This window comes from Parapedobacter tibetensis (genome assembly GCF_024704835.1).
In the GTDB taxonomy this organism is placed as follows: Bacteria; Bacteroidota; Bacteroidia; order Sphingobacteriales; family Sphingobacteriaceae; genus Parapedobacter; species Parapedobacter tibetensis.
Window position 1 is genome coordinate 21,455 of sequence record NZ_JAMXBE010000013.1, and the last position, 19,768, is coordinate 41,222.

A 19,768-nucleotide genomic window follows, 5' to 3' on the forward strand; every position below is an offset into this window, starting at 1 on the left:
CTATTTAAACTCCTCCGTTTTCTCCAGGCTTTTCTCATCCATATCCACATTCTCCATCGTCATGTTACGCACATTGTTTGCTTTTATGGGTGTGCGCACGCCGTGCATGGTCGAATTGACCATCCTGAAATCCTGCACGGGTGATTCTTCGTAAGCATTGATCAATATGCCATATTTTCCGCCACGCTCCACCTCCATATTTTCCACCCATATATTGCGGATGGTAGGGAGAAAATCCCCTGGCTTCTCGTAAAACATATTGAACCGCACTGCAGCCTCTTTATAGGTGCCCACCTTCGTATCCTTCATGAAAATATGCTCAATAATGCCGCCTCTACTGGAACTGGTCTTCAAGCGTAATACCCTATCCAGCTGCGGACTATCCATTGTGTTGTTCAGGGCAAAGATGTTCCGTGCACCGCCAGATACTTCGCTGCCGATAACCACCCCACCGTGCCCGTCTTTCATGTAGCAATGTTCAATGATGATGTTTTCCGAAGGTATTCCAATCCGGCGTCCATCACCATCGCGTCCCGACTTGATGGCAATGCAATCGTCGCCCGTATCGAAGTAACAGTGGCTAATCAGCACATTCTTGCTCGACTCTGGATTGCAGCCGTCATTATTCGGGCCATGGGAGATTACCTTCACGTGCTCCACAATGACATTTTCGCATAAGACAGGATTGATATTCCACATGGGTGAATTGATTACTTTCACATCCGCAATCCTGACGTTTTTACAGAGATATGGCTGTATGAAATTCGGCCTTAAGTAATAGCCGTCGCCAAACACACGGGTCTTTGGGTCGGTCTGCTGATCGTTGAGCACATGCAGGGAATCGCGCGCCACCTTTTGGTAGCCGATGTGTTTACGCCCGCCGAAACGTTCAGCCCCATTCCACCACCACCAATGGTTATTGTCGGCATTACCGTCTAAGGTACCGATGCCAGTGATGGCGATATTCTCTTCGCCGTAAGCATAGATCAAGGCTGAATAGTTGATCAATTCCATCCCTTCCCAGCGGGTGAAAACCATGGGATATTGCGTGCTATCGCGGCTAAACAAGATCGTGGTGCTATCCGCCAAGTGGAGGTTCACATTGCTCTTCAGGTAGATGGCTCCTGTCAAAAACGTTCCAAAAGGCACCACCACGCGCCCTCCCCCACTGGTATGGCATGTTTCAATAGCCTTCTTGAATGCCTCCGTATTTAGTGTCGTGCCGTCACCAACTGCCCCAAAATCCGTTATCACAAAATCGCGGTCTGGAAACGTTGGTGCGCTGATCTGCTGCCGAACCCGTTCCAGTTCGGCCAGAGGCTCGTCTACGGAGTGCCAAGGGGTGTAATCCGCTATATCCTGATGTTTGGCATCATGACAAGCCGTTGATAAAAAAACCAGTAGTAAGGAAAGTACGGGAAGCTGCTTGAAAAAGGATAGTCTCATGAGTTTTTAAAGTTCAACGTTGTCTGAATCGGTGATTTTCAGCGGATTGCCATCGGCTGCCTCAATGACCACCTGGTCAAACGACCAATCTTTGGCATGCTGTATCTTGCCCGCCTCGCGGGCACGGATCTGTATGGCCTTCAAATGGAAACCCTGCAAAGGTTTTTCCACCAACCCATCAGCAAAAATTGCCTTGCGTGCGTCTTGGCAATTCACTTGGTCAATGTAGATGTTCCTGAATGTAGGGATTCCGCGGCTCGCTGGCAACACCGGCTCCAGCATGGCCCGCCAGTGATCCGGCAGTGTGCGGTAGTCATAGCCTTCGGGCAATTCGGAATAGCTGTAAGATGGGTTCCAATTGGGCGTTATTTCTATGGCCACGCCCACGCTGTCCATCGTGATATTTTGGAGGTAAATATCCTCCACTACGCCACCTCGGTTGCGGGCCGATTTAAACCGGATGCCCACTTTGGTCCCTTGCGCCTTGAGGTTGCGTGCCATGATGTAGCGCATCCCACCGGAAGTCTCGCTGCCAAATGTAATCAGTCCTCCGCCTTTACGGGAAATGCAATTTTGGATGAGCACGTATTCCGTAGGGCGGTTTATGCGCAGGCCATCCCAATCCCTGCCGGATTTGATACAGAAATTATCGTCGTTGCAGTCGATATCGGCGTTCTGTACCAATATCCAAGAGGAGGAGTCGATATCGATACCATCCGTACTCGGGCCATGCCCTCCGATATTATTTTGTACAGTAATGCCATCTATCGTCACATAAGAGGAATAAAGAATGTGTACCGTCCAGAAACCCGCTCTCCTGAAGGTGATATCTTCAATGAGGATATCCCAACATCCATCCACCAGTAGTGTACGGGGGCGCTTGGCGTCATAGTCGACGATCCACCGCAGTTTTTTAGATTCATATTCCTTGCGTAAGGCCCAATATGCATCCCAAAACGGTTTACCCTGCCCATCGATGATGCCTTTGCCGGTTACAGCCGCATTGCGCTGACCAATAATATTAACCAATGCAGCAGGCCATAGCATTTCTACACCCGCTACACGGGTCCATATTTCGGGATAGTCCTTCAGATCTTGGCTTCCCAACAATTCCACGCCCTCATCGATATGCAGTTGCACGTTGGATTTCAGAAATATGGAGCCGGTGTGGTAACTGCCTTTATCAAAGACCACCTTACCTCCACCTTCGGCGGCACAGGCATTCACCGCGCGTTGTATTGCCTCGGTGTTCAACGTCTCGCCATCGGCAACCGCACCATAGTCGTTTGCCCGGAAGGTCTGTTCAGGGATGTCCAAGTTGCGGATGCCTACATGGGTTATCCAATCGGGATCATCGGCATGGGCCGTCATAGCAAAAATGCAACATATCAGGAAAGAGAGCAGTGTCCGTGAAAAAGCTATCATTGATTATTTAACTTTATATTGGTTTTACCTAGCAAGTATACAAACCGTACTTTGGTTAACCGTCCTGAACAAACCCGAACTGGGTTAATTCCAATGAAATCGTTACAATAAAAAAGGGCATGAACTGTTCTGCCCATTTATTTCTTCAACCCCCACCCCAACCCCACCTCAAATGCATTGCCGGCATAGCGGCTCAGCGAAGAGGTTTCCATGCTATACATACCCAGCAACTGCAGGTTTCCCAAGCTTACACCGAAACCCGCAGACGCATTATTTGACGTGTGGTAAAGCCCGAGGATCCGGAAGTGTTCGGCAAAGTGGAAATCCACGCCCAAATCCAGCACATTATCCGTGCCTCGCATGCCGCGGAAACAAACCTTGGGCACCAACGTGATGTCGCTTTTCTCGACATCAAGCGGCACAGCATAGCTAACGGCTGAGAAGAACAGCGGGCTATTTACCAATTGGCGGTTGTCATCCCGTGTGTTGCGTACGATGTCGCTCATCGAAAATTCTATAGTCAACTGTTGGCGGGTATAAGCCAGCCCGAAGTTAGCATCGAGCTCCGTACCCCTGTCGTTGTAGGAAGCCAGCACGGGGTCATACCCTTCGGCGGTCACCTTGGTCATATCCAGTCTGCTGCGCGAAAGTGACATCGCCACACCGAAATGGATGTGTTGGTCATTTGCGGCTATCGGCAGGTGATAGGCATAGCCCAATGCTCCGCCCGTATGCCGCACGGATCCCACCGAGCTGTTATTCAGCACCAATCCAATTCCCGACCGGCCAAAGCCATGGTCTGCGGAAAATGCTTGGTTCTTAGGCGCACCGGGCATTGAATTTGCCGTTGCCCTCACCGCAAGGTTCAGCTTGGTGCCACCATCTGCACCCGCCAATGCCGTGTTAAATAGGTACGGATTTTGGAAATATCCTGTACCCATGGGCGACAATTGCGCCAGGGACGACAATACACCAGCTCCCATCACCCAGAAGACTAGGGCAGCGAAATACCGGCTTATTTTTTTAATCTGCTCGTTCATGTCAGCTTCTTTTATTACCTATTTTCCCTTACAATATTGATATATCCTCTTTGCGTTTCCCGCCCACTGTCAAACGTGATGATGTAATAGTAGGTTCCTTCCGCCAGTGGTTTTCCTTGGTAGGTGCCATTCCAATCGTTTTGGTAGTTCTTAGTCTGATAAAGCACCCTTCCCGATATGTCGAAGACTTTCACGTCGTTGCCAGCATATAGCTCGATATTTTTGACCATCCAAGTATCGTTGATGCCATCTCCGTTAGGTGTCACTACGTTGGTCACGGCGAGTTCCTCCGGCTCAAACACTGTGATGGTGATTGATGTTTCGTCTTCGCAACCCAACGGATTAGTGGCCTTTACCACGTAAGTGGTGGTGACCTGTGGGTGAACGGTTAATATGTCGGTAGCACCTATTACTTGGTCATCGAAATGCCAAGTCATTGCAAAATTTCCACGGGCATTATTCCTGACCGTGAGTCTCACCTCCTCTCCCTTTTCCACGCGATCTTTATCGGCTAAGATGCTGATATCCGGATTAGCGGATACCTCTAGTGTAAACGTTTGGCTATAGGTATCTTGGCCTCCATTCGCCGTACCTCCATTGTCCTTGGCGATTATCGAGACAGTTATCTGATCGTGGATGCCCGCCTTGGGCGTATAATGCAAGTAGGCTACTCCATCCTCGGGTTGCGTAATCGACAAGGAATGGAACATGCGCGATGGATTGGCGTTCACCGACAATTCTACAGTCTGATCCATCTCACGGCCGGGATTGATACCCGAAATCTGGATAACGCGTTCCTCCGGACTGTAGCAATGTTCTACCGGTGCCACCACGTCAAACGATGGTAGCCTGTTCACAAAATTCACCAGTACTTGGATCGTCTGCTCGTCGCTTTCGCCCGCACCATTGCTGACCCGGACTTTCAATTCCAAAATACGTCCTTCTTCGAATACGAAATCCGCCGAATCGCTGATCGCTAACTCCCCGGTTTCGGCATCCAGCTTGAATGCGTCGGCTCCATTGCCGTTTACGTCTACATTCTCCGTAACCCGCCAGTCAAAGAGGGTCTCCCCTTCTGGATTGTCAGCGGTCAACTGGGCGATAACGGTATGCGCTGGGCTGAACTCGTTCACCTCGTGCACGACATCATTGTGGATGACGGGTATCGATTTGGCTTCGGTTACAAAACTCCACGTTTCGCCCGTTACCATATCTCCATCCAACAATGCATCAACGCGCCAGAAATACGTAGCTCCAAATTCCAAGGGTTCTGGAACGGTATACGATTCGCCCGTGATTCCTTCAGCTATGGTAACCAAGTCGTTTTCATCCGTACCCAAGTGAAGCGTATAGGCAGTGGCCACTCCTTCCCATACGAAGGTAGCGCCAGCGACCGGAAAATCGATCGTGCCGTCTGCCGGGCTGATATACGTCACCGCCTTCACTATCGGTTTGCCTTCAAATATTCGTTTCACCTCGTCGTCATTCAAAACCCGCGCATATACCTTAAGGTCATCAAACCGACCGGTATAAGGGGCTGTGCCTCTTTCCAAGTTCGACAACTCCAAAGCCCCGACATTCCCAATAATCAAGTCAGTACCTTCACCGATGCCGGACAGTGCCTTCGTAATTGACTGCTCGTTCACCAATTCCCCGTCACGGTATATCTTCAGCCGCTTATTTTCCGCATCGCGGATGGCTACCACATGAACCCACTCGCCCGAGAAAAACGGAACACCATCGACCTGTATCTCATCTTTACCTCCGCCATTGGCGTCGTTGTCATCATCGATGGCAAAGCGGAGTTGCTTATTTTTCAGCTCGATATTATATCGCTTGCCGGTAGCCCCTGTCGACTCGTTGCGGCCTATGGATCCTTTGCACAGCAAATATGCACTTGAGTTGTTGTCTTGTGGAAGATTCGCACTGGTACCCTGTACCCAAAACGACAGTGTAAATGAACTATTGTCAAAGGTCAATTGTTGCGCGGCAGGCACACGCCATCCCCCCCGCTCGGTATTGTCTTTAAAGTCCAGTGCACCGGCATACTTGCCTTCGGTTATCCAAGGGGTAGCGCCGATGTTGTCCAAATCACCATGGTTTGCGTAGGCAGTTGCATCGTCAGTCACCAACCCCAGGCCTTCATCCAAGCGGTAATGCGCCACGAGGTCGGACTCCACTATTGGAGGTGAAAACAATGCAGCGACCTCTTCCGGTGTCAGCGCGTAGTTATACAGCTGTACATCATCCAGGTAGTCCCGGTAAGGCCGGCTTTCTGCCGAGTTGCCGATCAGTAAGTCCAAATCGGCTTGCGCAATCCCACCAATGGTGCCGTCGTTCCCTTCTTTGGCCAGCTGCCCGTCCACGTACAATAATAGTTTCTGCGCATCGCGGTCGCGAACTGCCACCACATGTTTCCATTCCCCACTGTACAGGTCGATATCCGCCACATCGGCATAGATATCACTCTTCACGATGTTATCATCCACAGCAAACACCAAACGGTTGCTGTGGTTCAATTGAATACCGTACCACTTGCCCACGCCGCCGAAGGTACCCTTCTGGATGAGGTAGGCATTCTGTGCCGAGGGCGTATACGTATTTTCGGTAGCCCGCATCCACAGCGAGATGGTAAAGGAATTTTCGTCAAATGCGTTCTGGCTGGCTGCTGGCACCACAATAGCACCAGTCGGAGTGGTCGCATCAAACTTGATGGCTCCACCGCGCTGGCCATCGGAAACCCATGGGTCGCTGCCAAAATCCTGCAACACGCCGTGGTTGCCGTACGGGCTGGTATCGTACACTGCCGTGCCCGAGGTTTCATCCAGCCGGTAATGCGCCACCAATCCGGGTTCCTCTTTATTTTCAAACAACGCCACGATTTCCTCGGGCGTCAATGCATAGTTGTACAGCCTCACCTCGTCCAAGTCATCACGATAGGGGCGCTCCTCTGCTGAATTGCCAATCAGTAAATCCAAATCCGCTTGGGCGATACCCTCCACGGTGCCGTCGTTACCTTCTTTCACCAACTGCCCGTCAACGTACAACAACAGTTTCTGTGCATCGCGGTCGCGAACTGCCACCACATGTTTCCATTCCCCACTATACAGGTCGATATCCGCCACATCGGCATAGATATCGCTCTTCACGATATTATCATCCACCGCAAACACCAAGCGGTTGCTGTGGTTCAATTGAATACCGTACCACTTGCCCACGCCGCCGAAGGTACCCTTCTGGATGAGGTAGGCATTCTGTGCCGATGGGGTATAGGTATTCTCCGCGGCACGCATCCACAATGAGATGGTGAACGAATTGGCATCAAAGGCGTTCTGGCTGGCCGCCGGAACCACAATAGCACCTGTGGGAGTAGTCGCATCAAATTTGATGGCCCCGCCGTGCTGCCCGTCGGCAATCCATGGATCGGCTCCAAAATCACGCAGCATACCGTGATTAGCATGGTCGCTGGCATCATACACCATCGTGCCCGATGTTTCATCCAGCTTGTAGTGTGCGACCATCTCGGGCGTCGGCCCGTCGCTATCCGGTAGTGTAGAATCGCCGGCGTATTCCGCCATGATTTCGGCATCGCTCAACACATAGTTAAACAGTTTCAGGTCGTCTAATTGCCCACGGTATGGTGCCGGAGTATTTTGACCACTAAGAAACTCCAGCTCGCCAATGTTGCCAATGATCAGGTCGCTCGCTTCCCCGATACCAGCCAGCGCCCGTTGGATGGTGGCCTGGCCCACAGCCGCACCATTCCGGTATATTTTCAGCTGTTTCGATTCCGCATCCCGGATGGCCACTACATGCACCCATTCATTGGTGAAAAAGGGTGTACCGTCGAGCTGCAGTTCATCTTTCCCGCCACCATTGGCATCGTTGTCATCGTCAATGGCAAAGCGGATTTGTTTGTTCTTGAATTCGATATTGAATCGTTTTCCCGTGGCGCCGGTATTCCCGTTACGCGTAATCGAGCCTTTACAAAGCAGGTAGGCGCTCCAGCTGTTATCTTGCGGGAGGTGCGTACCGTCCCCTTTCATCCAAAAGGCGATGGAAAACGAGCTTTGCCCAAGGTACAGGTGATCTTCATGCGGAATGTTGATGGGATACATGGCCGCATCTACATTGACCAAATCGATAGCCCTATCTTTCTTGCCATCCACGCGCACACCTTGCGCATCGTCATCAAATCCCAGCACGCCATGGTTTTCGTATGTTGTGGAGTCTACGATTGTCCGGTCGCCGTCCTCTTCATTGAAAGCCCAATAGCCTGCCAGTCCTTGTTCGAATACATTTTCTGTCCGGAATGTCCACGTGTCGCCCGCTGTTGTGCCTTTGTCATTACGGGCGTCTACACGCCAAAAATACGTTTTGCCGGGTTCCAGTCCCTGCGCGGCATAGCTAGGCGTGGCACCCTGTTCTATTTCGGCCAATTGGGTCAAGCTCTCGGCGGATTCACCAAGGAACACCAGATAGGTTGCTGTATTCTCGCTGCCTTGCCATGCCAATGATGCGCTTCCAGTTTGGTCAACGGTTACGTATTGATAATCGTCTGTTGGATGGGGTTGTTGTGGTTTTTCAGGAGCGGTAGGTATCGGTGGTGTCGTGATTGAAGCTTGGCCATAACTGGATTCCATCCCTTCCTTTATGATTTTTAGCCGATAATGGTAGGTGGTGTTGGGCGTGAGCCCGTCATCATCCTCATAGGTTTCCTCCCCTACGGCTACCTCGGCCACTTGTTCGTAATCACCCTCCGCTTCCCTGCGCTCAATCACCACGGTTCCTGCTTCGTGGTCATTATCGTCCCATTGCAGGGTAACGATGCTTCGGGGCGGCTCCTCTTCGGAAACGGCTTCCAGCACCACCGCGATTGGCGGCTTCAAAAAATCCGGTGCAGGGCTGTCTACCAAGGAGTTGATGTATACCTCGATGTTCAGGTAACCTGCCTCCATTGTGCTTTCTTCCAGCGCATCGGCCGGATTGTCCTTATCGAGGTCGTGTGCATCTTCCCAATCGTCGGGAATACCGTCCCCGTCTGAGTCCATCGGTGCTGGGGCACCATAGACCTCACCCAACCCGCCATTCGCGAGTGGTAAGTCGTTTTCGCGATATGCGTAGTGGGCCGAAGCGCCCTTTGACAGCAGGTCACCAATCAATAGGTTATCCACTGGGTCGCGGCGTGGGTAGTTTGCACCCACATGCTCCGCCACCCAATCGAAGGCCTCAATGGCATTCATTGCTGCCGAAGCCGTGGGGTAGGCATAAGGCTGGCCCATAAAATTTCCTTCAGGTATACCCGGATATCCGGCTTCGTTCTCGGGCACCAAGGAGCCATCCAGCTGCCCATTCTTATTCGTGTCAAAATAATTGCCGGCCGCATACAAGGAAAACGTGGGTGTACCCCTTGAAAACGGTGTGGTTTTACTTGGCGTATGCGGTCCGCTGATAAAGTAGTTGTTGATGATATTCACTTCCGAGACCGAGGCAGACCCTCCCATGATGTAGGCATCGCCCGAGATGGTATGGCCATGCGGGTTTCCGTCGTTTCCAAAGTTGTATACCACATTATTTACAAATTCATTGGTTCCCTTCACTTTGGGATTCCGCGTTTTGTTGCTGATATACAAGCTCTTCAGGATACTGACCTTGCCTCCCGGCTCCATCAGCCCCCCGGCAGAGTGATTATGCCGATGCAGGCCTTGGCCGATGATTGAATTTTGGATGGTGATGTTATCGGGATCCGTTCCTTTATTATCCCAGTTGATGGAAAACACTTCATCCAGCCCCCAAGAAAAGGACATGTGATCAAATATGATGTTGCTTCCGTTGGCGACGCCCGATGCATCTTCGCTGCTACCTGCTCCGGCGTTAGCTCCCATACGAATGCGTAAATACCGAGCGATGGTGTTACTGGCTCCCGAGAAGGACACGTTCCTCCCGTATAGCATGATGCCGTCTCCTGGGGCCGTCTGCCCAGCGATAGTGGTATAGGGTGCCACCACCAGGCGCGATTGCAAGTGGATGATGCCACCCACGGCGAATACCACAAACCGGCCGGGTTGGCTCACCGCATCGCGGAAAGATCCCGGACCGCTGTCATTTAGGTTGGTTACGATATACACCTGCGGGCTGGCATGCCCACGGGCACCTGCTGCATGGCGCCCAAAACCTTCCGCACTCGGAAAAGCGAGCGTTTGCCCTGTACTTCGAAGGGGAACTCCCAACGTCAACAAAACACAGGCGACGAAAAGTGCGCCAATCAAAGCGTTTGTTAATCTCTTCATAATTTGTCGGTTTTCTAATTGGTTCATTTCGAATGATAGCTATTACTCGATTCCCGAAAGGGAATACCGGACAAACCAGTTTTGCGGATCCATCAATCGATCGCGCATGGTTTGGCGCATTCCTTCCTCATATTTTGCACTTACGCGGTCGGCCAGGATGGCAGGATCGTTCCACCGTTTGGCGATACGAATCATGGCAAAATACGATTTCGCTTCCCCAGCACTTTCCATACAGGTCTCTTCAACAATCAGCTCATCCAAAGCGCGTTTGTAGGCCGTCACCTTTTCAGGGGTGTCCAGCTCAGCTTTGGACAAGCCCGCGGGGTATACCGGGCCAAGATCAATCCGTCTGCGGATGCCCCAATTGCGGGTCAACGCGGCATTCCATGCTTCATTGTTAAACGGATACTGCAAGTTTCCGCTGTTTCTTGATAAGTACAGGTTAATCCCATCGTTGAGCAGCGCTTCGGCCTCATCAAAAAGTTCCAATTGATTCAATGCTTCCAAGATAAAAAAGTGTACATCGGAATCACGGTACAACACAATGTGTACATTGTTTTTATGGATTTCGGAAGCCGTTTCCCTATCGCGGGAGAATTTGCGGATTACCCAATCTCCATTCTGCCGGGTAAACGTGTAATTTTCTCCCCTGTATAGGTCTCCAATGGTATGGCCATCCAGCCGCACTTGCTGCCTAAAACGATCCATCGCTACTTGCGTTGGCTTTAGGTAGTATACGGAAGGGTAAGTGTTCGAGAAATATCGGATTAGCCGATTGGTTTGGTTGCGTTCAAAATCAAACGGCACGATGTTGATGAGCACACGGGTTTTCGTTACTGGATCGCGTGTAAATACCTGCACCCATTCGGCGTTGTAGTCGTCATTCCCGATTTTATAGCGGTTGCCTCCGTTGTCATAGATAAAAGGCATGCCGATTTCGACTACCCTGCTGTATTGTCCGGCCCATAGGTAAAGCTCCATAAGCAGCGGTTCAGGTGAGGGGCAGATCATGTTCCACACCAAATCTTGTTCGGAGGCGGTTACCCCAGGGAACAGCACATTGCCCCAGTTCAATACCAATTTTCCATTGAATCCGTTGACACCCACCTCCATCAACTGGATCAGTTTCGGGATTAGTTCATCGAGGCTCAATACGGGCAAACCGCTCAAGTTGTCCAGCGTCACATTTGGCTCGTCAGTATAAGCTGCCTCACCATAGAGTTTGCCTAACATGAGGTAAGCCCATACCTTGAAGCGTATCGCGCCGCTGATCAGCGGCCCAAAATGGGCCTCATCCACTGCACGTGGATATTTGACGCGGTATTCCATCGCTTTATGGATGTAGTTATTGGCATTCAAGATCACATTGTAATAGCCTCGGGGGCTTGCAAACGGATTTCCCTCTGCTGGCCTGTGGCGATAGATATCCCAAAGATCCTGCGGGGCGTTTGCGGTGGGTTCCAACAGATCTCCCCGCAGCTCGGCGAGGAATATGGCATGGTCTGCCACATCTTGTACCTTGGCGGCTATGCCCATATACCCGGAATATAGCTCATTGCTTTCGCCGATGTAGTCTTCATCCTTTAGCATATCGTCTGCATCAACCTCAAAAAAGTTTGAACAACTGGTTGATAACAGCACCATCAGACAGCACGTAGTAAACACCTGTAGTTTCATCGTTTTCTTTCTTCTTAGAATGTCAAATTAATACCCGCCTTAAACGTGCGGGGTTGTGCCAAATTCCCATAATCCATTCCTATCATCATGGGATCCTGGCTGAACGCGGTTTCGGGGTCTAACCCAAGGTATTTCGTCCATGTCACGAGATTTTCGCCAACGAGATAGATCTCTGCACCATCTAGGACACGAATACGGTTATTTTTTATGCGATAGCGGAGTGCCAGGTTGCTCAACCTCAGGAATGAGCCATCTTCGATCCATCGGGAAGAGAAGCGGCTGTTTTCCAGTGGATCGCCGTACACCGCTCTTGGCATATCAGTGACCTGGCCGTCGGCCTTCCACCGGCGCAGGGCGGCGGTAGACTGATTGCCATACCCATCCATGGCCTCTATGTGCCTACGCACGCCATTATAAATTTGGTTGCCATAGCTGAAATTGAAATAGCCTGTCAAAGACAGCTGTTTGTAGCGTACATCGAAATAGGCTCCGCCGAAGAAATCCGGGTTGGGGTCGCCAATGATAAAGCGGTCGGCGCGATCGATCACCCCATCCCCGTTGGCATCAGTAAACCGAATATCTCCAGCTTCAAATGCGAGGTCTTTGTAATCCACTAGTCCCAATGATTGGGCGGCATCTGCTGAGGAGATCACTTCATTAGCTGCATAACCGTAGAACGCGTAAGGCGCTTGGCCCACTTGTGAGATCAGTGTCGATCCATCGGTAAACCCATGTATGCGTTGCTGATCGCCACCAAGGCTCTTGATTTCGCTCGTATAAGTGCTGAACGTGCCACCAATGGTGAGTGAAACGTTCCGCTTTTCTATCAATGCCGCGGAGAGGTCAATTTCTATTCCCCGGTTGCTAATCTCCGCACCATTGATATACACATGGCTAAGCGCCGCCACAGGTGAAGCGGTACGGGCCTGCACCACATTTTTTGTTAAGGTATGGTAATAACCTATTCCGGCTCTCAACCTTTTGTTAAGAATTCCGATATCGATGCCGGCATCGAGCGTATTGTTGTCTTCCCAACGGAGGCCATTGTTTGGTATATTGCCCACCACGATTCCGGAAAGTTGCCGGTAAAGCTGGCTGCTATAGGACGGGCTGCTCAGTTTGGACGAATACCGGCTGTTCCCCGTACGTGAGTAGCCTAGGCGTAGGTCCAGTTGGTCAAGCCATTGGCTTCCTACAAAAGCCTCCATATTGGCCATGCGCCACCTCACTTCCCCACCCGGAAACACCCCAAAGCGGTTGGTTCCGCTTCCGGTGGCCGACGAGCCATCCACGGAAAGGAACGCTGAAAGTGACAATAGGTTGTTCAGGTGCAATCGCCCATAACCATAGAAGTTCATCCAGTTCCAAGGTTCATTATAGCCCCAGAATTGCCTTCCGTCGTTACTTACATGGCTAAGTGTTCTGTAAAAATCCGAGCTGGTGTTTCGCCCGTAACCGGCATCGAATTCATTTTTTGCCATCAGCAGTTGGTAGCCCCCACCTGCTTCCACCTGATGGTTACCCAATTGCTGCTGGTATTGGGCACTGAGCCGGTAAAACAGATTGGACGTTTGGCCAGAGCCAGCCCTGGCGGTATTCAGGGCCACACCGTTCTCCAGCGGCATAACCGTTCTATCGGTAATGCCGGGCACGAAGGTTGACTGTCGGGTATAATTGGTATAGATACCCAATACCGTCCCAATGGTCCAGTTTGTGTTTGGCCGGTAATTTACCCCAGCGTTTACGAATACATCATACATATCTGAGCGCACGGTCATCGTGTTGAGCACAGCTAGGGGATTGCTGATGTTGAACTGCCGCACCACATCGTAGCTAGGCAGCTCATTGTTATACTCATCTTTGGTATATGGGTTCAGGATGGGTGCCTTGCTTAGCGCGGTGAGTATCGGGTTGGTTGCTTCCAGCATGCCCTGTTCGTGCAAGTTGCTCGTCAGATAACTCAACCCTACTGTGCCATGTAAATCAAATTTTCTACCCAGGGCCACAGCGGCATTTAGCCGGGTGGAGTAGCGCGTCATCGCGCTGTTGTCTAAGGCACCTCCTTGATTGGTGACACCCAGAGATAGGTTATACTTGGCTACGGCGTCTCCACCCTTTATACGGAGGTGATTGTCTGTCACGAATGCAGGGCGGTATAGCATATCCTGCCAATTGCTTTGTGCATTGTACAGAAAATTATAGTAATAGTCCGGATCGTCGCGCAAGAAAGGGAAATTGTTGAGCATCTCGCCCATGTCTTCAAACTGCGTGAGCCCTACATCGCCAATGTAGCTTTTGAAGTCACTTGCCCCCAATACAGGCAGGCTTGCCCTATTGTATGCCACCCCATATTGTCCAGCAAATTCGATGACGGTCTCCATATCATCCGGTGTCGCCGTCTCAATGAGCAGTACACCATTAGAGCCCATCGCTCCATAAACTGCCGTCTCCGCCCCTTTGAGCAATCGTACTTGCTGGATATCCTTCACGTTAAATGGGCTGAATAGGCTGTTGGAATACCCACCGATCACGGGCGAATTGCCCATATCTGGCAAATAGGGCACACCGTTTAGCACCACCAGGGGGGCGTTACTGCCTTCAAACGAGCGTACGCCCCTGAAGTGTAAGGTTGCCCCTTCGCCCGGCATCCCACTTTTATTGACTACGTTGAGCCCGGAAAATTGCCCTTGCAGGGTGTTTTCCAGGGTGATTGCACCCCGTCGGAAATCACGCTGGTACAGGGCTGCTGCATCCGCATACAGCGGACTGGTTAGGGATTCGTCGTCATAGTATTTCATCCGACTGTCGGGTACGAGTGTCACTGTAAGGTGCTGCCGTCCCAGGATAGGCAAGGTTGCTTCGTAGTAACCGGGCATCCAAATGGTAATCTCGGTTGCTTCGGCCGGCATGACCAAGCTAAAACTACCATCAGCCTTGGTTTGCGCGGTCATCTCAAATCCCTTCACCGCGATTACAGCACCCTCCAGAGATGCACCATCATATCCACTGATTACCGCTCCGGTTAGCACTAGGCTATCTTGTTGGGCATACCCGGGTAGGGCCATGCCGATGCACACCAAGAAAATACTGACCACTTCCTTCGGTACCAGACGCACCATAAACCTTAAAAAAAATTTAGTTATCGCCATCATATGCTATCAATAATTATTCTGCGTGGGCACCAGTGCCCAGTGATACGGCTCCATCTGCTCGATAGATCCGCTACTCAGTCCGGCAAATTCAACTTTAATCCTAAAACTCCTCACTTGATCGCCTTCGATGACCACTGGACCTACAAGTCCACCCCAACCATTATACCGTGTACCAGGAACCGTATTCGTGGCCCGGTCATAGTTCCAAGGCGTTGCTGGCACCACATTGAGATTCATGGTCACCGGTTTGCCATCTACATAAATGTTGACAAAGGGATGTGCGCTGGAGCGGAATCCCATATAGAGATTATATTCTCCCGGTGGCACCTCTACCACACGGTAGCCCGATGAGCCATCTGGTCGCTGTTCGAGCAATACCGGTGTGAAATCTATGCTCGCCGGTTGGCCCGCTACCAAGTCACCTCGAATCATTAGCGTGCGATACGTCAATTCAATCCCCAGCGTAGGGAAGGTCACATGGTCACGGTTGGTAGGCACGATATCCGTAACGTTATGTAATGTAAACAACGCCGGTTTGTCTCCTTCGGGCACAAATTCCCAATAGTGAAACAATTGCTTGATCATTTGGATGTGCACATTATTCGGTATCTTCAGGTGGGTTATTTCGTAGATCCTGCCGTTACTCATCCGCCGGAAATTTGGATCAACCTGTTGAATATCCGTCCGCCAAAACTTGCCGAAAGCCGACACTAAGTCGCGTTGGCTACCATAGTCGTCAATAATTTGTCCGTAGAATACCGCTTCGCGTATCCATTGGTAAGCAATGAGGCTATCAGCGGGTGTAAACGCCTTGCCGAACTGTTCATATAGTTCCCCCAAGTTTTCGAAGCATTGCTCAATTACAGCATTGCTTGGCAGGAATAGCGTTACCTGAGCAAATTCAGAGCGGAAATTAGCTACTTCGAAAATCGGGTTGGTAATGACGAATACCGAATCATACAGCGTATTGCCAGTAGGATCCACCCCTATGGGAATGCTGTTTTGCTCGTCAAAAACGGTATCATTGAGCGCCAACACCGAATCCCGGATGATGGAGTAATCATCGCCCAAAGCCGAAAGGTAATCGTAGATGCTCTCATCGGGCCTCATCAATTCGTTGATTTCATGCACCACCCCATTGCGACACAGCTGGTTCCCGTTGCTGATGTAGGAATCACCCACGAAAATGGTCTCACTTGTGCGTTCCACCTGGATGTATTTACCATTGAGCGTCTGCACCCGTGTGCCGGCTTTCAGTTTGGTGAAGTCAAAGGTGAGGTGATTGATGTGGTAAAGCATCACATACCGTTCGTCTAGTCCCATAGACGCCAAGCGATCCATCTGGGCATTCGTCACCACCCATACCGAAAGGTTTTGGTCACGGGTGAGCTGCTCGGCCACACCGAGTTCTTCCAGTTTTTCCACAAACCGACTGTAGTTTGGTACGGTTTTGAGATAGTCCAGCAGGTTCAGCGGCGATACCACCGCATGTTGGTCGTCATCGTTGAAATGCTCGTCCCAAACCTTTTTTTGGCATGCACTGATACCCAGTACCAGGCATGCACACAAGAGTATCTTATATAGTTTCTCCATGATTTTTCTAGTTGTTATTGCTCATCCATAGGTTCAAACCTGATGTAATCCAAGGTAATCAGGCGGCCATCCAGCGAGACCACGCGCAGCGTATGGGGTTCGGTTTCGGTAAAGGTCACCGTACCCAGCGTCTCCTCCAACACCCGGTCTTCCCGTGTATTGGATATGTTGTGCCTTGGCCGGAGCATCTGCCCGTCAAGCGCAAATGCGCAGATGCCGGTCGTGCTGGCCTGCCGAGGGCTCGGCCAAATCACTTTAAGTCGATAGGTCCCTTTGACGATTACCGGACTTTCCATCTCCATCCATCCGGATTCGCCTAGTTCGATACGGAGGTGATCATAGTTCAATACATCCGTATACCAGATGCCTTCTGCGGCCCGGTTATTCCGATAGGTAAGCACATTGAATTTGTCCTCCGGTTGGGATACCCAGTGGTAGCTGGTCAACTCTCCTTGCTGGAATGTCCGATTATATTGTGCGCCCAAACTTGGATTGCGGTACTGCGTCACATTGGCTGCGAGATCCGGATAGTCCGTTAACTCCCATACCACCACCACCTGTGGTGGCGTAAATATGGGCATCCAATGGTTTACTTCATGGATTACCCCATTTTTAGAGGGGATATTGGCTTCGTTAAAGCGAATCCCGTCGTTGTTGTCCGGATCATAGTTAATCAAAAGCTCGCCTGCTGTATCCGATATGCTCATCAGCTGGTTTTCGGCCAGTGTATTGATGTTTTTCGTCTGTTCGCCACCCGGAAATACACCCAACTCCGCGAAAGACTGCCACTGGTGGAGCAAGTGATATGATACGTAGCTGTGCAGCGCGTTGTCTGGTACATTGTAAGGGCCGACACCGGCATCCAACGCAGCTATCAATTCAGCAAAACTCTGGATGCCATGTTGCTGGTATACCTCGTTAGCCACGGCGAAGGCCGTATAGCGGTACCGCACTTCAATGGGATTACCCTGCGGATCGGTCTCCTGCGTGTATACCGTGCGGAGCATAGTTTCATATCCCGCGGCTACCATCGCTTCATAAAAGATGCTGTACCTAGCGTCTTCCAAGCGGTCGGCTATCGTTGCCGTGACCGGCACCAATACATCTTCGATCGTGTGGATGATCCCATTGGTTGCCTGGATATCAAATCGTATAAACCGGGCTTCCCCATTGAGGTAAACAGCATCCAGTCCGCCTCCCTCTCCCCTAAATTCGACGGAGAGGTTATCGTCCGTTTCATTGAGATCGTTTATGGCCCCGCTTTGGAATTGTCCAAGGTCTACCGTGACACCGTGGATAAGGTGATATTTCACCAAATAAGCGGCATCATCTTTCGGGATATCCGTAATAGCCCCATAACCCTGTGCCTGCAGGTAACGGTTTACCCCGTCGTTTGTGGGCACAAAGAAGGTGTAAGTGGTCCTTAGGTTCAGTGTGCTGTACAGCCCCGCATGTTCCATCAGTGCCACCCATTGGCTATAATCATCGGGGTTCTCCTTCAAGTACATGCCGATAGGCAATTCATCAAAGGCCGTGTAGATATCATCTTCATATAGGTCTTTACATGCATGCAGGCAAAGGCACGGAAGCAAGAACAACCAGCAGTACTGCGTCAGGCGGTGTATAACATTTCGTTTCCTTTTCATAACCGGTTTTGTTAATTGAGGTTATTGTAATATGGGTTCTGTTCCAACAGCCGGTTGGCTTGCAATTCATCAATGTGAATGGGCAGGTAGTGGCTGTTTTCGTTGAGCAGTTTGGAGCGGATTACCGGTGCCGAACCACCCGGTGCGCTCGACAGCACTTGCGTAATCAGGTATTCCTTGTAGGCATATTGGTTACGTTTGGCCACACGCAGGATGTCATACCAGCGCTTACCTTCCCCGACGAATTCGAGTGCCTTTTCGGTGATTATGATATGGAGCATCTCCAGCTCGGTAGATCCACCACCCAACGGTGCCGATATGCCCGCCCGTTGTCGAATGCGATTTACGAGATCCAACGCTTCGCCGTAGTAGGCCTGACCTTTCATCACCAGCGCTTCGGCTTTCATCAGGTAGATATCCGCCATGCGGTAGAGTATCCAGTTTTGATCGCTATTTGTACGTGGTATGCCGGTATTGGCTTCGGCACCGAGGTATTTCCACAGTTTGAAATCGCCAATGTTATAGGTTGCCCCCTGCCCGCGGATATCTTCCGGAGAAAGCTCAAACTGGGCAACAAGCAGCGATGAAATCACCCAATTGTATGATGTGCCAAACCATTGCATCATGTCGTTGGTCTGGTTTTTCGTAAAGTCAAACTGGATTTCAAAGACGCTTTCGTTGCTATTTCCTTCGCTGAATATGGTAAACCAGCGGTTCTTGTTATTTACCATCCCTTCCAGCAAGCCTATCCAGCCGGATTGCAGCACCTGGTCGCAGGCGGCAATGGCTTGGTCGTATTGTTCGGTCCAAAGGTATACATCGGCGAGGAGCGCATATATGGCCCATTTGGTCGTGCGTCCCTTGGTTTCCCAAAGTGTGGGCCATGTCTCCTTGCTACTTGGGATGGCGATCTCCAAATCCGCGATGATTTGCTGGAAAATCGCTACTTCGGGCGATTTAGCCACCTCAAACGTGTGCTCATCGTTCATGTAAGGCTCGGTGATTAAGGGCACATCCCTGAAATTGCGCACCAGGTAGAAATAACTCAGTGCCCGCAGGAAATAGGCTTCCGAAAGGAAGGAACGCATGATTGGCTCGCTGAATGAAGGATCCTTGGCCACCACATCTGGGGCGTACTTGATGACCATATTCGCGAGGTTAATGATCTGGTAAAATTTATTCCATTGCACAAAGGTATTGGAAGGGATTAGGTCGAACTGTTTCATTCGATAGATATCCATCGTAGTCTCCGTAAGAATGCCCCCCAGCGCCAAGCCATTTCCCCGTGCTTCACCCCAGATCAATTGGGTTTGCAGGGTTTCTTGCAACCGCACATACGCTGCGCCCAACACGGCCTCCACTTCTTCTTTGTCTTTCCAATACAGGTCGCTCACCTGTTCGTTTTCAGGTAGCACATCGAGCCATTTGTTGCAGGCACCCAAAGGCGAGAGCATCGCAACCATCACAATATATATGCAAATTCGTTTCATCATTCAGCG

9 protein-coding genes are annotated in these 19,768 nt (G+C 50.8%); all 9 read right to left on the reverse strand.

Going from position 1 to position 19,768, the window contains the following annotated elements; genetic code table 11:
- Nucleotides 1-1,446, reverse strand: a complete 1,446-nt coding sequence (locus NF543_RS18560; protein ID WP_257669682.1) for a glycoside hydrolase family 28 protein — start codon at nt 1,444-1,446, stop codon at nt 1-3.
- A 6-nt stretch (nt 1,447-1,452) separates the two neighbouring features.
- Nucleotides 1,453-2,871: a glycoside hydrolase family 28 protein gene (locus NF543_RS18565; protein WP_257669683.1), complete on the reverse strand. Its 1,419-nt coding sequence runs from the start codon at nt 2,869-2,871 to the stop codon at nt 1,453-1,455.
- Nucleotides 2,872-3,008: 137 nt separating this feature from the next.
- Complete coding sequence (locus tag NF543_RS18570) at nt 3,009-3,911, reverse strand: PorP/SprF family type IX secretion system membrane protein (RefSeq protein WP_257669684.1); 903 nt, start codon at nt 3,909-3,911, stop codon at nt 3,009-3,011.
- 14 nt (nt 3,912-3,925) lie between these two features.
- Nucleotides 3,926-10,201 carry a LamG-like jellyroll fold domain-containing protein gene (locus NF543_RS18575; RefSeq protein ID WP_257669685.1) on the reverse strand — a complete coding sequence of 2,092 codons (6,276 nt, stop codon included), beginning with the start codon at nt 10,199-10,201 and terminating at the stop codon, nt 3,926-3,928.
- A 42-nt stretch (nt 10,202-10,243) separates the two neighbouring features.
- Nucleotides 10,244-11,878: a RagB/SusD family protein gene (locus NF543_RS18580; protein WP_257669686.1), complete on the reverse strand. Its 1,635-nt coding sequence runs from the start codon at nt 11,876-11,878 to the stop codon at nt 10,244-10,246.
- Between the two features lie 14 nt (nt 11,879-11,892).
- A complete protein-coding gene (locus NF543_RS18585) occupies nt 11,893-15,030 on the reverse strand; it encodes a SusC/RagA family TonB-linked outer membrane protein (protein WP_257669687.1) in 3,138 nt (1,045 codons plus the stop codon).
- Between the two features lie 6 nt (nt 15,031-15,036).
- Nucleotides 15,037-16,623, reverse strand: coding sequence for a fasciclin domain-containing protein (locus tag NF543_RS18590; protein WP_257669688.1), 1,587 nt, complete (start codon nt 16,621-16,623; stop codon nt 15,037-15,039).
- Nucleotides 16,624-16,637: 14 nt separating this feature from the next.
- The gene (locus NF543_RS18595; RefSeq protein WP_257669689.1) at nt 16,638-18,269 is read right to left on the reverse strand and encodes a fasciclin domain-containing protein; all 1,632 of its coding nucleotides are present in this window, start codon (nt 18,267-18,269) and stop codon (nt 16,638-16,640) included.
- An 11-nt stretch (nt 18,270-18,280) separates the two neighbouring features.
- Nucleotides 18,281-19,762: a RagB/SusD family nutrient uptake outer membrane protein gene (locus tag NF543_RS18600; protein ID WP_257669690.1), complete on the reverse strand. Its 1,482-nt coding sequence runs from the start codon at nt 19,760-19,762 to the stop codon at nt 18,281-18,283.
- Between the last annotated feature and the right edge of the window lie 6 nt (nt 19,763-19,768).

What these genes read in the sequence shown, in the direction of transcription:
- NF543_RS18560 (WP_257669682.1), bottom strand. Translation starts at nt 1,446, where the DNA reads ATGAGACTATCCTTTTTCAAGCAGCTTCCCGTACTTTCCTTACTACTG.
- NF543_RS18565 (WP_257669683.1), bottom strand. Translation starts at nt 2,871, where the DNA reads ATGATAGCTTTTTCACGGACACTGCTCTCTTTCCTGATATGTTGCATT.
- NF543_RS18570 (WP_257669684.1), bottom strand. Translation starts at nt 3,911, where the DNA reads ATGAACGAGCAGATTAAAAAAATAAGCCGGTATTTCGCTGCCCTAGTC.
- NF543_RS18575 (WP_257669685.1), bottom strand. Translation starts at nt 10,201, where the DNA reads ATGAAGAGATTAACAAACGCTTTGATTGGCGCACTTTTCGTCGCCTGT.
- NF543_RS18580 (WP_257669686.1), bottom strand. Translation starts at nt 11,878, where the DNA reads ATGAAACTACAGGTGTTTACTACGTGCTGTCTGATGGTGCTGTTATCA.
- NF543_RS18585 (WP_257669687.1), bottom strand. Translation starts at nt 15,030, where the DNA reads ATGATGGCGATAACTAAATTTTTTTTAAGGTTTATGGTGCGTCTGGTA.
- NF543_RS18590 (WP_257669688.1), bottom strand. Translation starts at nt 16,623, where the DNA reads ATGGAGAAACTATATAAGATACTCTTGTGTGCATGCCTGGTACTGGGT.
- NF543_RS18595 (WP_257669689.1), bottom strand. Translation starts at nt 18,269, where the DNA reads ATGAAAAGGAAACGAAATGTTATACACCGCCTGACGCAGTACTGCTGG.
- NF543_RS18600 (WP_257669690.1), bottom strand. Translation starts at nt 19,762, where the DNA reads ATGATGAAACGAATTTGCATATATATTGTGATGGTTGCGATGCTCTCG.